11 protein-coding genes and 1 riboswitch are annotated in these 15661 nt (G+C 65.7%); of the genes, 5 read left to right on the forward strand and 6 right to left on the reverse strand.

The features are described 5' to 3' along the window. Positions 1-273: 273 nt before the first annotated feature. The 4 genes from metK to D573_RS0101285 all read left to right on the forward strand — a co-directional run bounded on the left by metK (position 274) and on the right by D573_RS0101285 (position 4693). Positions 274-1446, forward strand: a complete 1173-nt coding sequence (gene metK / locus D573_RS0101270) for a methionine adenosyltransferase (protein ID WP_018145137.1) — start codon at positions 274-276, stop codon at positions 1444-1446. Positions 1447-1478: 32 nt separating this feature from the next. Then, a riboswitch (S-adenosyl-L-homocysteine riboswitch) is annotated at positions 1479-1559 on the forward strand. Positions 1560-1578: 19 nt separating this feature from the next. Then, complete coding sequence (gene ahcY / locus D573_RS0101275) at positions 1579-2991, forward strand: adenosylhomocysteinase (protein WP_018937383.1); 1413 nt, start codon at positions 1579-1581, stop codon at positions 2989-2991. A gap of 95 nt (positions 2992-3086) precedes the next feature. Further along, positions 3087-3941, forward strand: a complete 855-nt coding sequence (gene metF, locus D573_RS0101280) for a methylenetetrahydrofolate reductase [NAD(P)H] (RefSeq protein ID WP_018145135.1) — start codon at positions 3087-3089, stop codon at positions 3939-3941. 5 nt (positions 3942-3946) lie between these two features. Next, entirely contained in the window at positions 3947-4693 is a 747-nt protein-coding gene (locus D573_RS0101285) for a 16S rRNA (uracil(1498)-N(3))-methyltransferase (RefSeq protein WP_018145134.1), read from the forward strand. A gap of 54 nt (positions 4694-4747) precedes the next feature. Here the strand turns inward: D573_RS0101285 and D573_RS0101290 are convergent, their stop codons facing one another. Genes D573_RS0101290 through pilG form a run of 6 tightly spaced genes read right to left on the reverse strand, consistent with a single transcriptional unit; the run spans position 4748 to position 14522 of the window. Continuing rightward, the gene (locus D573_RS0101290; protein ID WP_018168944.1) at positions 4748-5239 is read right to left on the reverse strand and encodes a hypothetical protein; all 492 of its coding nucleotides are present in this window, start codon (positions 5237-5239) and stop codon (positions 4748-4750) included. Further along, the gene (locus D573_RS0101295; RefSeq protein WP_018937384.1) at positions 5236-10977 is read right to left on the reverse strand and encodes an Hpt domain-containing protein; all 5742 of its coding nucleotides are present in this window, start codon (positions 10975-10977) and stop codon (positions 5236-5238) included. Before D573_RS0101295 ends, D573_RS0101290 begins: the two co-directional genes overlap by 4 nt. 15 nt (positions 10978-10992) lie before the next feature. Further along, positions 10993-13080 (reverse strand): methyl-accepting chemotaxis protein, encoded by a 2088-nt coding sequence (locus tag D573_RS0101300; RefSeq protein WP_026287885.1) that lies wholly within the window; start codon positions 13078-13080, stop codon positions 10993-10995. A gap of 39 nt (positions 13081-13119) precedes the next feature. Beyond that, a complete protein-coding gene (locus tag D573_RS0101305) occupies positions 13120-13698 on the reverse strand; it encodes a chemotaxis protein CheW (RefSeq protein ID WP_018145130.1) in 579 nt (192 codons plus the stop codon). Continuing rightward, a complete protein-coding gene (locus D573_RS0101310; RefSeq protein WP_018145129.1) occupies positions 13695-14060 on the reverse strand; it encodes a PleD family two-component system response regulator in 366 nt (121 codons plus the stop codon). Before D573_RS0101310 ends, D573_RS0101305 begins: the two co-directional genes overlap by 4 nt. A 45-nt stretch (positions 14061-14105) precedes the next feature. Continuing rightward, the gene (pilG, locus tag D573_RS0101315) at positions 14106-14522 is read right to left on the reverse strand and encodes a twitching motility response regulator PilG (RefSeq protein WP_018175663.1); all 417 of its coding nucleotides are present in this window, start codon (positions 14520-14522) and stop codon (positions 14106-14108) included. Between the two features lie 183 nt (positions 14523-14705). Between pilG and gshB the strand changes: the two genes are divergently transcribed. Beyond that, complete coding sequence (gshB, locus tag D573_RS0101320) at positions 14706-15656, forward strand: glutathione synthase (RefSeq protein ID WP_038038014.1); 951 nt, start codon at positions 14706-14708, stop codon at positions 15654-15656. Positions 15657-15661: the final 5 nt, after the last annotated feature.

A 15661-nucleotide genomic window follows, 5' to 3' on the forward strand; every position in this document is an offset into this window, starting at 1 on the left:
GGTGGCCCGAGCAGCCTGCGGGAGCGGGCCCTTACTCGGCCACGCGAACGCGCGGCGGGCAGCACTCCCCATCAAAGGCGGTGCATTTTGGCCACTTTCGGGCACCGGGGCAAGTCGGCCCCAAACCGCGCCACGCTGCGCCCTCGCCGCCGGCCGGGACACCGATGCCCTGACTGTCGCGGGGGAGGGGCTTAGAAAAATCCTGCGAGTCGCGTTACACTAGAGGTCGTTTTGCGCAAAACTAAATCGAAACGACCCCAAAAGGAACGCTTAATGTCCAACGACTATATCTTTACTTCGGAATCTGTCTCTGCCGGTCACCCCGACAAAATGGCCGACCTGGTGTCCGACACCATCGTCGACGCCATCATCGAGCAGGACCCGCATGCACGCATCGCCTGCGAGACCGCCACCAAGACCGGCATGGTCATGCTGCTGGGCGAAATCACCACTGGCGCGCAGATCGACTACGAGCGCCTGGTGCGCGACACCGTCGTCGAGATCGGCTACAACGATTCCGACGTCGGCTTCGACGGCAAGACCTGTGCCGTGCTGAACGTGCTGGGCGAGCAGTCCCAGGACATCGCCATGGGTGTGGACCGCGACGTCTCCGACCGCGCCACCCAGGGCGCTGGCGACCAGGGCCTGATGTTCGGCTACGCTGCCCGCGAGACCGACACCCTGATGCCCGCCCCGATCTTCTACGCCCACAAGATGGTGCGCATCCAGTCCGAACTGATGAAGAGCGGCAAGCTGCCGTGGCTGCGTCCAGACGCCAAGAGCCAGGTCTCCCTGCGCTATGAAAATGGCAAGCCGGCCGGTCTGGACGCCGTGGTCCTGTCGACCCAGCACAGCCCGGACATCTCGCAGAAGGATCTGAAGGAAGCGATCTACGAAGAGATCTTCAAGAAGGTCCTGCCGGCTGAATGGCTGAGCCAGGTCGCCGACGACAAGCTCCACATCAACCCGACCGGCAAGTTCGAGATTGGCGGCCCGGTGGGCGACGCTGGCCTGACCGGCCGCAAGATCATCGTCGACACCTACGGCGGCATGGCCCGTCACGGTGGTGGCGCGTTCTCCGGCAAGGACCCGTCCAAGGTGGACCGTTCCGCAGCCTACGCCGGTCGCTATGTGGCCAAGAACATCGTTGCCGCCGGCCTGGCCGAGAAGTGCGAGATCCAGGTCTCCTACGCCATCGGCGTGGCCGAACCGACCTCGATCACGATCGACACCTTCGGCACCGGCAAGCTGGACGATCGCAAGATCGAAGGCTTTGTGCGCGAAGTGTTTGATCTGCGCCCGTGGGGCCTGATCCAGATGATGGATCTGCTGCGTCCGATCTACAAGGCGACTGCCGCCTACGGTCACTTCGGCCGCGAAGATGTCGACCTCCCCTGGGAGCGTACCGACAAGGCCGAGGAACTTAAGAAGATGGCGGGCCTCTAAGAGCCCCGACATTTCTTGAAAGAAATACCCATCCGGCTGAGGAGCGCTGCAGCGGTTTTACCGTCAGGCTCAGCCGGATGCACCCTGAAACATGAACACGGCGCTCATCCAGATAAACGGAGAAGTTGATCCATGAATGCTGTGATGAACGACAAAAAGACCACCGATTACGTCGTCAAGGACATTAACCTTGCCGAATTCGGCCGCAAGGAAATTGCGATTGCCGAGACCGAAATGCCCGGTCTGGTCCAGACTCGCGAAGAGTACGCGGCCTCCAAGCCGCTGAAGGGCGCCAAGATTGCCGGCTCCCTGCACATGACCATCCAGACCGCGGTGCTGATCCAGACCCTGGAAGCCCTGGGTGCCGACGTGCGCTGGGCCTCCTGCAACATCTACTCCACCCAGGACCACGCCGCGGCCGCGATTGCCGACGCCGGCACCCCGGTCTTCGCCGTGAAGGGCGAGACCCTGGAAGAGTACTGGGACTACTGCCACCGGATCTTCGAATTCGACGGCGGCGCCAACATGATCCTGGACGATGGCGGTGACGCCACGCTGCTCCTGCACATCGGCGCCAAGGCCGAGAAGGACCAGTCGGTCATCTCCAACCCGGAGAACGAAGAAGAAGTCGCCCTGTTTGCCTCGATCAAGGATCGCCTGGCCAAGCAGCCGACCTGGTACTCCGAACAGCTCGCCAAGATCAAGGGCGTGACCGAAGAGACCACCACCGGTGTGCATCGCCTGTACCAGATGGCGAAAGACGGCGAACTGGCCTTCCCGGCGATCAACGTCAATGACTCGGTCACCAAGTCCAAGTTCGACAACCTGTACGGCTGCCGCGAGTCCACCGTGGACTCCATCAAGCGCGCCACCGACGTCATGATCGCCGGCAAGATCGCCGTGGTCTGCGGCTACGGTGACGTCGGCAAGGGTGCCGCCCAGTCGCTGGCCGGCCTCGGTGCCACCGTGTGGATCACCGAAATCGACCCGATCTGCGCCCTGCAGGCCGCGATGGAAGGTTTCCGCGTCGTCACGATGGAAGACGCGGCCGACAAGGCCGAGATCTTTGTCACCGCGACCGGTAACAAGGACGTGATCACCGAAGATCACATGACCCGCATGAAGAACCAGGCCATCGTCTGCAACATCGGTCACTTTGACTCCGAGATCGCCGTGGCCGCGATGCGCAAGTACGAGTGGGAGAACATCAAGCCGCAGGTTGACCACATCATCCTGCCGAATGGCAACCGGATCATCATGCTGGCCGAAGGCCGCCTGGTGAACCTGGGCTGCGGTACCGGCCATCCGAGCTTCGTGATGTCCAACTCCTTCACCAACCAGACCCTGGCTCAGATCGAGCTGTGGACCAAGGGTGACCAGTACGACAAGAACGTCTTCGTGCTGCCGAAGCACCTGGACGAGAAGGTCGCACAGCTGCACCTGTTCAAGCTGGGCGCCAACCTGACCCGTCTTACCGACGATCAGGCGAAGTACCTGGGTATGTCGGCGGATGGCCCGTTCAAGCCGGAACACTACCGCTACTGATCGGCCAGCCTCACATTTCAATTCGTTGGTAATGTGAACGCCGAGGCGGGCCGCATGTTCGTGCGGTCCGCCTTCTTTTTGTCTGGAGGACAAACATGTCTGCACAAGAACGCGTCTACAGCGTTGAATTTTTCCCGCCCAAGGACGAGGCCGGAGCCGAACGCCTGGCCAAGGCCCGCAAGCGTCTGGGCGCACTGAATCCCGAGTTCTATTCCGTCACCTTCGGCGCCGGGGGATCCACCCGCGACCGCACCCTGGAGACGGTCCGGGACATCATCGACAACGATGGCATCCCCGCCGCCCCGCATGTCTCCTGCATTTCGTCGACCAAGGACGAGCTGCGGGACCTGCTGTCGACCTACCGCGATTCCGGGGTCAAGCGCATTGTGGCGCTGCGCGGCGACCTGCCGTCCGGCACCAAGCATTCCGGCGGTGATTTCCGTTATGCCTCCGAGCTGGTGGAGTTCGTCCGCGCCGAGTTCGGCGACCAGTTCAAGATCGAGGTCGCGGCCTATCCGGAGTTCCATCCGCAGGCACCGAATGCCGAGAAGGACCTGGAGAACTTCAAGACCAAGGTGGATGCTGGCGCCGACGCCGCGATCACCCAGTACTTCTACAATCCGGACGCCTACGTGGCCTTCATGGAACGGGTAGAGAAGATGGGCATCACAATCCCGATCATTGCCGGGATCATGCCGATCACCAACTACACCCAGATCGTGCGCTTCTCCGAGATGTGCGGCGCCGAGATCCCGCGCTACATCCGCAAGCGGATGGAGGCCTATGGCGACGACAAGGAATCGATCCGCAAATTCGGGATCGAGGTCGCCACGCGTCTGACCGACGACCTGCTCGATAACGGCGCGCCTGGAATCCACTTCTATTCGATGAACCAGGCCGGACCAACCGAACAGATCTGGAAGGCCCTGGACCTCGACAACCGGAAGTAGACGGCATGCGCTGCCCCCGGCTGCTGCTCGAATCCGAGGCACTGGCCGCGGGGCAGTCGCTCCCCGCCCCACAGGACCGGCTGCATTACGCCACCACCGTCCTGCGTCTAAAAAGCGGTGCCCCCTGCCGCGTCTTCGACGGCCTCGGCAACGAATTCGACGCGACCCTCGAACTCACCGACCGACGCCACGGCACCTTCCATCTGGGCGAACGTGCCGCCGCCCCGACCCATCCCGCGTTTCCGATCCACCTGCTGCAGGGCGTGGCCCGCGGCGACCATATGGACCTGGCCATTCAGAAGGCCGTGGAGCTCGGCGTTCAGTCCATCCGCCCGGTGCTGTGCGAGCGCTCGCGTTCGGCTGCCGCCCACAAGGGACTGGAGAAGCGCCAGCGGCACTGGCAGGGCATCCTGCAGGCCGCTGTGGAGCAATGCGGCCGCAATGAACTGCCCGCGCTACATCAACCGGCCCTGCCCGCGGCCGCACTCGCGGAATGCCCGGACAGCCTCGGGCTGCTCGCCGAGGAAGGCGCGCCCGGGCTGGACGACCGCCTGGTCGCACGCGGGCACCCGCCCGGCGCAGTGGCGCTGTATATCGGACCGGAAGGGGGGCTAACGCCTGCGGAGCGCGAGCAGGCCCGGGCAGGCGGATTTCTGGGCGTCGGCATGGGCCCGCGGACCCTGCGCACCGAGACGGCCGCAATGGCCCTGATCACCCTGGTACAGGCGCGTCTCGGGGACCTTCGAGGCTAGTCACAACAGGCGGGAACCGCCCCGGTGGGGTCGCCTCGAGTCGCCGCCACATGATCAGGCTGGCTGCGTCTCCGCAAGCTCGAGCAGACGCTGCTCGAGGGTATCCAGTCGAAGCAAGTGCGTCGTCACGCCCGAGGCCTTCACCCGCCAGGACCACGGAGTGGCGTCGACGTCCTCCAGCGCATAGATATTCTGCGCGGTGATCTGCACCGGATGCGGCGTACCGCGCACCTCCAGGGCATAAAACGGCAGGTGATCCGGCTGCATCACCGCCTGCATCACCAGAAGGCGGGTGAACCGCCGGCGATCCTCGCCGCTGTCGCGGCCCGGATCCAGCAACTGGTTCACGTTGATCACCGGCACCTGCACGTCCTGCCAGACCAGGCTGGGCTGCAGCCAGGGGACATCCGGATGCTCGGATTCCTGCTGGACGGCCCCGGCGCGGGTGGTCACCTCGAGAAAGGCGCTGCGGGGCAGCAGGATGGAGCCGCTATCCAGCTGAACGATCACCGCCTCGACGGCCTGACCCTGTGCTTCCTCGCTCATGCCAGTATCCCTTCGAGTTGCTCGCGGATCGCGTTCAGCAGGTCATTCTCCAGATACGGTTTCCCGAGATAACCGTTGACCCCGAGACGGTTGGCTCGCTCGCGGTGCTTGGTCCCGCTGCGCGAGGTGATCATGATGATGGGCACCCCCCCGAAGTCCGGATGATCGCGCACGTGGGCGGCGAACTCGAAGCCGTCCATGCGCGGCATCTCCACGTCCAGCAGGATCAGCTGCGGGGGCCGCTCGTCCAGCAGGCCCACCGCATCGAGACCGTCACGGGCCGTGACCACGTCGTAGCCGTGGCGCGTCAGCAGGCGCGCGGTGACCTTGCGAATGGTAATCGAGTCATCCACCACCATGATCCGTTTCGCGCTCGCCGTCTCGACAACAGCCTGCGGCGCCTCCGCCAGGGACGCCGTCGCGGAGGCAAACCGCACCAACATGCTCAGATCAAGAATCAGCATGACCGAACCATCGCCCTGGAGGGTGGCACCGGCCACACCCGGGATACGACTGAGGACCGGGCCCACCGACTTCACCACAACCTCCTGACTACCCAGCAGGCCGTCAATGCGCAACGCGATACGCTGATCATCGGCGCGCACGAGCAACAACGGGAACGGATGATCCGGCAAGTGTTCGACGCCCGCCTGACTCTCCACACCCATCAAGTCACCGAGCCCGCGCACTGCGTAGTCCTGACCGATGTAGTTGTAGATTGCCTCGTCGTCCCGGCGATCGATCTCCTCGGCTCGCGCGCGAACCACGCCCTCCACCGAGGCCATCGGGACGGCAAAGGTTTCTTCGCCCACCTGCACCAGCAAGGCCTGCGAGATCGCCAGGGTGAACGGCAGGCGCATGATGAAACGCGAGCCCTTGCCTGGCGTCGACTGGATCTCCAGCGTGCCGCCCAGCTGTTTCACGTCGCTGTTCACCACGTCCAGGCCAACGCCGCGCCCCGCCACCTGCGAGACTTCGGCGGCGGTGGAGAAACCGGACTGCAGGATGAGCTGCAGGGCCTGGGCATCCGTGACCTCGGCATCCGCCGCGATGAGCCCGCGCTCCGCCGCGCGCGCCCGGATCGCCTCGGCATCGATGCCCCGACCGTCATCCGTGACCTGCAACCGGATCTCGCTGCCGGACTGCTCCAGACTGACATCGATCTGGCCCTGCGCCGGCTTGTGTGCCTGTTCCCGCTCGGCAGCGCCTTCGATACCGTGCGCAATGGCATTGCGCAGCAGGTGCTCCAACGGCGACACCAGGCGTTCCAGCAGGGCACGGTCCAGCTCGGCCCCCTGGCCGGTGAACTCGACGCGGACCTGTTTGCCCAGGTCCTCGCCCGCCTGGCGTACCACCCGTCGTAGCCGCGGCGCCATACGCGCGAAACGCACCATGCGCTGACGCATCAACTGGTCCTGCAGATCGGTTCCCACGCGCCGCTGCTGCAGAAGGATGCCCCCGGCATTCTGCAACTCGTCACCGACTTCCTGCTTCAGGGCCTCGAGGTCACTGACACTCTCGGCGAGCGCGCGGGACAGCTGCTGGATGCCGGAATAGCGGTCCATTTCCAGCGGATCGAAGTCGAGGGCGTCCTCCCCACTCTCCTCCTCCACCCGGAACAGGATCTGGGTCTCGGTTTCGATCTCGAGCTTGCGCAGCTGGTCGCGCAGACGGGCGATGGTGCGCTCCAGTTCGTCGACCTGGCTCTCGACCCGCCCAACCGTCTGTTCGAAGCGGCGATGGAAGGTCGCCAGCTCGCCGGCATTGTTCACCAGGCTGTCGAGGACCTCGGCATCCATGCGCACCTGGTCCTGGATCCGCCGGCCCTCGGTCTCCGGCGTCTCGTGGCTGCGCCGGTCCGTCTCCGCTCGGGCCTCCTCGACCACCAGATCCTTCCCGGAGGTGGCTTCGGCTTCGGAGTCGTCGCTCTCAAACGTATCCGTCTCGGGCTCCGCTTCGGTCGATTCGGCGTCCGCTTCACCCCCGGCCCAGGCGCGCAGCGCGGGCAGCGATTCGCTGGCCGATTCGTCCATCTGCCAGGCCCCGACCCCGCGCTCGACCAGGCGCTGTACGTCGCTCAAGGCCCGCTCGGTAAGCTGGAAGAAGCCGTCGCGCGGCTCCAGACCGGTCTCGGTCTCCACACTCAACGCACTTTCCAGGGCGTGCGCAATGGCTCCGACCACGGTGAAACCGGCCATGCGGGCGCTGCCCTTCAGGGTGTGCACTTCGCGCTGGAAGGCATTCTGATCGGGCCCCGGGCGCCCCCCAGTCTCGCGCCAGCCATTCAGGGCCGTGAACGCAGACTCGAGGATATCGCGCGCCTCCTCGATGAAGACCTCGGCAAACTCCCAGTCGATCTCCGGTTCCGGTTCCGGCTCTGCGGTCGACTCGGCGACATCGAGGTCGTCGAAGTCGGGCGACTCTTCCTCGCTGGCATCATCTTCTGTTCGCAGCAGCTGTTCCGCGGTCGCATTATCCAGCAGGGCATAGACCTCGGGGGCCCAGGGCGGCGGGTCCAGGACCTTGAGCGGGTCCGGTGCCTCGTCGCCGACTGCATCGGCCACGTACGTCTCCAGCTGCCGCAGCAACTCGATGGCCTGCGGCAGCAGCGCCCATTCCATGTCGCGATGGATCCGGATCAGCCGTTCGAACGGTCCGCACACCGAATAAATGCCACGAATATCGGCGGTCCGGGCGCTGCCGTTCAGGGTATGCAGCGCCCGCTCGAGGTCATGATTCGGGACCCGGTCCGGGCGCCACTGGGACTCGTCCAGCCAACCACGCAGCGCGAGCAGATGGACCTGCGCCTCAGCGGCAAACACCTGCCACAGCTGGGGATCCGTGTCCATGCGAGCGGCCACAGGCTCGGACGGGAGCTCCGGCTCTTCAGCCTCGGCCTCTCCGTCGACAGGACCTTCGAGGGCGCCCTCCTCGACGGCGCCGGAATCCTCCCCGACCTCGACCCCAACATCCGGGGCCATCGTGTCGCCCTCGGTCAGCGCCTCTTCGGTCACCTCGAAGGCATCGGCGGGAAGCTCCAGGGCGTCAAGATCCAGCGGTTCAGCAGACCGCTCAGCCGCCGGCGGCTCTTCCGTCTGCCACGGCGAATCCAGGGTTCCGCCGTACTCGGACTCGGCGGATTCCGTTCTATCGGTCGCCGCTGCAAGGGCATCCGGCGGCAGATCGGGCACAAAGGCGCCCGGCTCCTGCAGGAGCTCGTCGACCGCCTCGTCCTGGTCGGGGGCTGCCGTCTCGGCGCCTGCGAACGAATCCGGTGCGTCCAGTTCGTCGAGGGTGCGCGCCAGGGCCTCGAACTCCGCGTCCGCCCCCGGCGGCGCAGCGCGCACAGCCGCCTCGTCATCTTCCGTTTCGGCCTCGTCGGGTTCCGGCTCGCCGGCGGCCAGAGCCCGCAGACGCAGGGCAATGTCCAGAACCGGCGTAACCGGCCCGGTATCGTCACGCACCTCCGCGACCAGTCCGGGCAGGACGCCGATGCCATCCTCGATGACCTGCAACGTGGCGTGGTCCGCCTCCTGGCCGGAATCCAGCTGGCGGTTGAGGAACGACTCCACGGCCCAGGCGAATTCGCCCAGACGCAAGGCGCCGGCCAACCGGCCCGACCCTTTCAGCGTGTGGAAGGAACGGCGAATGACCGAGAGGCTGTCGAGATCGGCCGGGTTGGCCTGCCAGCGCGGGAAGTGTTCGCCCAGACTGGCTACCTCCTCGTCCGCCTCCTCGAGGAAGATTTCCAGGATTTCCAGGTCCACATCGGGACCGCGGACCTGCTCCGCCAGCACGGTGTCGTCGAAAGGCAATGAATCGCGGCCGGCCGCGGGCAGCGGGCTCGCCGGCTGCACGACAGGCGCCGCAGCGGCATCGGCATCGGCATCGGCATCGGCATCGGCATCGGCATCGGCATCGGCGGCGAGCGTGTCCAATGGATCTTCGTCAGGTTCATCGCCGGGTGTGCCGAGATCGAAAACCGGAGGCTCGGCGAGGCCGGCGGGGTCCGCTTCAGCCCCGGTGTCTGCCGCCGGCGCATCCGGGGCCGCAGCCAGACGGACGGCGGCGACATCGCCGCCGCCGGAGATCGCACCAATGCGCTGCAGGGCCGCAATCCCCCGCTCGTGAACACTGTCCAGCTCACGCCAGGGCTGTCCGGAAGACTCCAGGGCGACCTCGATACTGCTAAGGACCTCGGCAAGGGCGTCGATCTCGCCTTCGTCGAGTTCGGCCGCTGCCATGCCGGCGCGGGAATCGAGATGACGGATCAGCGGGCCCAGCAGGGCGTGCAGGGCCTCGAAGCCGGACATCGACATCGCGCCCTCGATCCGGCGCAGCCCCTCGCGGGCCTCGTCGAGTCCATCGCCAGAGGCGTCCGCGCCGGCATCAAGGAATCCGAGGAAGATGTCGCGGACCCGGCGCACATCCACCAGGGCCTCCTTGTAGACGGCCGCCGCCAGCGCGCGATCGAATTCGGCCTGGGGCGAGGGGCTGGCGCTCTTGCGGCGCAGACCCGATTCCAGCAGGGACTCCAGCGCCAGCAGGTGCTCCGCCAGCACCATGTCGACCTGTTCATCCGCCGCGCCCGCGCGCTCGGGAGTAAGCGATGCCATCAGGGCGTCGGTGTGGTCCTGTCCGGCATCCAGCCCGAGAAGACTGAGTGTCGAGCCAATACGCTCGACCTGCCCGCGCAGGCTCTCGAGGTCGTCGACACCCCGCACCTGTGACCGCATCAAGACATCCAGCCGCTCGCGGACCTCGGCAAGGTCGTCTTCCAGGGCCTGGCGCAGGTTGTCGTAGACCGAACGGCCCACCCCGGTACCACCTTCCACGAGGCTCAACTGGTCGAGCCCGAATACCTCGCGCACGGCGAGGGTCTGTTCACCCTCGGAGGTTGCACAGGCAACGTGGAACAGAAGGGTCTTGATCAGGTCGGGCGATGCCTCGTATTCCGGTTCCGATCCGGCATTACCGGCCTCCACATGGGCCGACAAGGCGTTCAGATAGCGTCCGAGTTCGCGATCGACCCGGCCGACCAGTCGGCGCACGTCGGTATCGGCTTCAACACCGCCCTCGGCGACCGCCTCGAGCATCGCACCGGCGACCCAGAACAAGCGCCGGGCCTCGCCCGCCGGAACGGCCTCCTCCACCACGCGGGCAGTCGCCTGCATTCGGGCGGCTGGTTCGGTCGCATCTTCGCCGCGCACCAATTCCAGCAGATCGCGCTGAAAGCGCCGACGCGCCTGTTGCAGCAGCGGGACGCGAGATGCCGGATCGAGCACATCGCCACCCGAGCCTACACGCTCGTCGTCCACTGTCTGCGGGTCCGGCATCAATGCCGCGACATCCAGCAGCAACGAAGCGCCGCGACTGGTGCGCAACTCATTCAGCAGAGGGACAAGGATCATGGGCGACGGCAATTCGCCATCGCCCTCGTTCTCGAGGTAGTCGGGCAGCTGCAGGGCGGCCCGCAGCAGCGGCTCGGTGGCGGCCACATTCGGCTCGTCAGCGCGTTCGATCTGCCCCAGGACCTGCAACATCTCGTCGCAGATCAGGACCACGCTGTCGACCTGGACCATGACCAGGGTGTTGCGGATCTGTTCGACACGACTGCGCGCCTCGGCCAGACAATCGCTACAGCCCGGATCGTCGGAGTACCGTCGCAACGCGTCCTGGACCTCGACAAACAGCTTGTCGAGTTCGTCGCGGACCCAGTTCAGTGCGCTGGATGCCATCGGCCGCGTCCGCCGTCAGGCTCGTTGTTCGTCGGAAGAGGTCGGATCGGGGTCGGAAGCCGGCTCCCCCTCGATCGCAGCATCGACGCGTTCGGTGGTGCCGCCCGGCTCCGGCAGCTTGAAGTCCGATACCGAGGACTGCAGCTGGGCCGAGAGCTGGGCCAGGTCGCCGATCGCCGCCGCGGTGGACTGGGTCCCCTGCGTGGTCTCGGAGGTAATCTCGCGGATCTGGGCCATGATGGAGGTCACGTCCTGCGCCATCTCGGACTGCTTGCGCGCCGACGAGGAGATCCCGTCGATCAGATCCGCCAGATCACTGGAGACCTGCTCGATCTCGGACAGCGCCTCGCCCGCGGCCTGGGCCAGTTCGGCCCCCTGCACCACGTTGGCGGTACTTTGTTCCATGGAGCTCACGGCCTCGCTGGTATCGGCCTGGATGGCCTTGACCAGCCCCTCCACCTGACGGGTTGCACTGGAGGAGCGCTCCGCAAGGCGCTGGACCTCATCCGCCACCACCGCGAAGCCGCGACCGGCCTCGCCCGCGGCGGAGGCCTGGATCGCGGCATTCAGTGCGAGCACGTTGGTCTGTTCGGCGATGTCGTTGATCAGGCCGATGATGTCGCCAATCTCCTGCGACGATTCACCCAGGCGCTTGATCCGTTTCGCCGTCTCCTGGATTTGTTCGCGGATGTTGTCCATGCCCTCGATGGAACGGCGCACGGTGCCCGCCCCGCGGGATGCAATCTCCACCGAGTTACGTGCCACGGAGGCCGACTGTTCGGCATCCTGGGCGACCTTGTCGACCGAGCCCGACACCTCCTCGATCGCGTCGTCCGCGCGCTGGATCTCGCGGGCCTGTTCTTCCGACTTCTCGGCCAGCCCCAGCACCTGGGACCGCGTGGAAGCCGAGGATTCGCTGATATCGGCCGCCACCGTGTTGATGGTCGCGACCAGGGTGCGCAGGTTCTCGATCGCGTAATTCATCGAGTCCGCGATGGCCCCGGTGAAGTCCTCGGTCACCGTCGCGTTGACCGTGAGGTCGCCATCCGCAAGGTTCATCATTTCATCGAGCAGGCGCAGGATTGCCTGCTGGTTGCGTTCATTCTGCGCCTCGGTCTCGGCCAGCTCGCGCTTGGTATCGCGGTAGAGGAACAGACCCATCGCGATCAGCAGCAGCAGCGCGAGGCCACCGAAGCCGAACCCGATGAGCGCGACCAAGCCCGCGCGTTCGGCCTCAACGGTGATGGCGTTTTCGAAGTCCCCGGTGGTCTCCAGCATCGCGCCACTGCTGGCCTCGACATTGGAGGCCGCCGCATTGACCTCGAACACCTGGGTGGAGGTATCCAGAACGCCTTCCACGGCCTCGCTAAAGGCGACGAACAGCGTGGCGATCTCCATCAGCAAGGCACGCGCTTGCGGGTCATCGACCGGTTCGACCCCCAGCGGGGCGAACCCCTCGATCAGGCCGTCCAGCACGCGGCCGTACAACGTTGCATCACGCTCGAAGCGCTCGATCGCGGGGGCCGCCTCGGCGCCCCCCTGGAGCACGCGACCCAGGCTGTTGGCAATACGCTGAATCAGCATGGTCTGGCGCGCCGCCACATAGACCTGCTCCGGCGGCTCGCCGATCCGGGTCATGCGCCGCACCACATCGTCGGACAGGCGCGAGAGCTCCGGCGAAAACGCGCCCACCGCATCAGAAAATTCCGTGATCAACTGGATATCCGAACGCCCGAGGATGACGGTGTTGATGTTGTCCCGGTACGCCGACCATTCGCGATCCACTGCAGCGATATCCTCTTGCAAGGGTTCCGGAAGTGGCTGCAGACCGTCACCCCCCTGGCGGATTCGATCCAGGCGGGCCTCGAAGTCATCGCGCAGGGACTGCAGATCGCGGAATCCCTGCTCGGAGCCGGCGGCCGCCTCCAGCGAGCTGGTGGCGAGACGCTGCGACAACAGACGCAAGTCATTGGCCAGCGCGATCCGGTCACGGTACTGACTCTGCTCGTACTCGTGGTAGGTAAAGGCCCCGCCTGTCGCGACCAGGGCCAGCACCAGCAAGCCCCCGAGGACGAAGTTACGTGCGCGACGACTCGATCCCATCAGTTCATACTCCCTGTCGCAGCACCGCGAACCCCGTCATCAGACGGTAGCTGCGGACTGTTCGCTATTGGATGCACCGGCCAAACCCGTGCCGGTAAAGCGATTGTTGTCATTGAGTAGCAGGTCCAGATCCAGCACCGGGTGCAACCGGTGCCCGAGATCGAATCCGCCAGTAATAAAGGGCCGGACGGCCTCGGGTACCGAGACCTCCAGGCGCCGCTGGGAGGGGATGCAGCGGCGCATCCCCTCGACCTGGCTGACCAGAAGCCCGGCCATGCCCTGGCCCTGAGGCGCCACCACGATGCGCTGCCCGGTCGCGTCGTCCGGCAATGGCCGGTCCAGCAGCAGCCTGCCCATGTCGAAGACCGGCAGCACCAGCCCCCGCAGATTGCCCACGCCGAGCACTGCGGAATCCGCCAGCGGCACGCGGGTCAGCGCCATCGGGTCGGCGACCTCCGCGATCGAATCCATATCGACCAGGAAGCGGAAATCGCCAACCCGCAACAGGACGCCGCGCCAGCCGGTGCCGATGTCCCGCCGCAATTCGCGATTGACGCGGCGCCCTTCACGATCAAGGCTCGCAATCAGCGCAAACGGCGAGGACAGGTCGGTCTTCATGCCGACAGATATTTCCCGATGGTGGCCAGCAGGTCCTTCTCGACCACTGGCTTGGTGATGTAGTCGCGAGCCCCCTGACGCATCGCCCAGACCCGGTCGGTGGCCTGATCCTTGGTGCTGACCACAACCACCGGGACATGCGCGGTTTCATCCGCCTGGGAAAGCTGACGCGTGGCCTGGAAGCCATTCAGGCCCGGCATCACCACATCCATCAGGACCAGATCCGGCACCTGCGACTTGGCGGCGGCCACCCCATCCTCGCCACTTTCGGCGGTGGTCACCGAGTGCCCGTTTTTCTCGAGCATCGTGCGCAGGACATGGATTTCGGTCGGCGAATCGTCAACGATCAGAATGCGGGCCATGGGGTTCGTCTTTCCTTGGTTGGTGTGCAGTGGCGACGCTGTGCATCACGCCGCAGGACTGGCGTATCGGCGCATGGCGCCCAGGAGGTCATCCCGGGTAAACGGCTTGGTGAGGTAGTCTTCCGACCCCACAACGCGCCCCTTCGCCTTGTCGAACACGCTGTCCTTGCTCGACAGCATGATGATCGGCGTGGCACGGAATTCCCTGTTGTTCTTGATCAGTGCGCAGGTCTGGTAGCCATCCAGACGCGGCATCATGACGTCGATGAAGATAATGTCCGGGCGCGACTGCGCGACCTTGGACAGCGCTTCGAAGCCGTCCACGGCGGTGATGACTTCGGCCCCGTGCTTCTGCAGCAAGGATTCGGCGGTACGCCGAATGGTCTTGCTGTCATCGATCACCATGACCTTGAGCCCCTGAAACTCGGTGGCCGAGTCCGCTTCGGCAAGCGCGTTAGACACCTTTTCCCCCTGAGGTCATTTCGCCCCGAATCTAGCGGAACCGGGGCTCTGTGACAAACAGCACACAATGATATTGCATACCGGGGGCCGCAACGCGCGCGGCGCTGATCCAGCTTGCGGGGTCACCGACAGCCCCGGCGGGCATGGCATACTCCCCGGAACATCCCGTTCGTGCGAGGCAACGTGGCCCAGAACATCGCCATCCTGATGGACCCGATCGCGGGTATCAAACCGTGGAAGGACACCACCTTCGCCATGATGCTGGCAGCACAGGCCCGCGGCCATCGCCTGCACTACCTGGAGCCGGCCGACCTGTGGATCGAAGAGGGCCGGGCGGCGGCCCGGAGCCGCCCGATCGACGTGCACGACCGGCACGAGGACTTCTTCACCCTGGGCGAGCCCGTGACGGGTCCGGCGGCGCGCTTCGACCTGCTGCTGATGCGCAAGGACCCGCCGTTCGATCTGGAGTACATCTACGCGACCTACGCGCTCGAGCTCGCCGAGCGCGACGGCGTACGGGTATCGAACCGCCCGCAGGCCCTGCGCGACGTCAACGAGAAGGCCTTTACCGTCCACTTCCCCCAGTGCTGCCCGCCCACCTTGATTACCCGTGACCGGGGCCGGATCCGCGCCTTCCTCGAGGCGCAGGGAGACATCGTGGTCAAGCCACTGGACGGCATGGGCGGGGCCTCGATATTCCGTGTCCGCGAGGGCGACCCGAACACCTCGGTGATCCTCGAGACCATCACCGAGTTCGACCAGCGCAGCGTGGTCGCGCAGCGCTTCCTGCCGGAGTTCACTGCTGGGGACAAGCGCATCATCCTGATCGGTGGCGAGCCCTACGACCACGCCCTGGCCCGCATCCCGGCCGCGGGCGAAAGTCGCGCCAACCTGGCCGCCGGCGGCCGGGGCGAGGCCGTGCCCCTGACCGAACGCGATCGCTGGATCTGCCACGAAATCGCCCCGGAGCTGAAGGCCCGCGGGCTGGACTTCGTCGGCATCGACGTCATCGGGGACTCCCTGACCGAGATCAACGTCACCAGCCCCACCGGTGTCCGCGAACTGGACGCGGCAGGCGGCGACGACCTGGCCGGCCAGTACATCGACTACCTCACTCGCCCGATCGAAGGATGAGCGGC

The sequence above is a fragment of the Thioalkalivibrio sp. AKL9 genome (assembly GCF_000377825.1).
GTDB lineage: Bacteria > Pseudomonadota > Gammaproteobacteria > Ectothiorhodospirales > Ectothiorhodospiraceae > Thioalkalivibrio > Thioalkalivibrio versutus.

Excerpts from the sequence above, each read along its gene's own strand:
- metK (WP_018145137.1), top strand. The coding sequence starts at position 274 with ATGTCCAACGACTATATCTTTACTTCGGAATCTGTCTCTGCCGGTCAC.
- ahcY (WP_018937383.1), top strand. The coding sequence starts at position 1,579 with ATGAATGCTGTGATGAACGACAAAAAGACCACCGATTACGTCGTCAAG.
- metF (WP_018145135.1), top strand. The coding sequence starts at position 3,087 with ATGTCTGCACAAGAACGCGTCTACAGCGTTGAATTTTTCCCGCCCAAG.
- D573_RS0101285 (WP_018145134.1), top strand. The coding sequence starts at position 3,947 with ATGCGCTGCCCCCGGCTGCTGCTCGAATCCGAGGCACTGGCCGCGGGG.
- D573_RS0101290 (WP_018168944.1), bottom strand. The coding sequence starts at position 5,239 with ATGAGCGAGGAAGCACAGGGTCAGGCCGTCGAGGCGGTGATCGTTCAG.
- D573_RS0101295 (WP_018937384.1), bottom strand. The coding sequence starts at position 10,977 with ATGGCATCCAGCGCACTGAACTGGGTCCGCGACGAACTCGACAAGCTG.
- D573_RS0101300 (WP_026287885.1), bottom strand. The coding sequence starts at position 13,080 with ATGGGATCGAGTCGTCGCGCACGTAACTTCGTCCTCGGGGGCTTGCTG.
- D573_RS0101305 (WP_018145130.1), bottom strand. The coding sequence starts at position 13,698 with ATGAAGACCGACCTGTCCTCGCCGTTTGCGCTGATTGCGAGCCTTGAT.
- D573_RS0101310 (WP_018145129.1), bottom strand. The coding sequence starts at position 14,060 with ATGGCCCGCATTCTGATCGTTGACGATTCGCCGACCGAAATCCATGTC.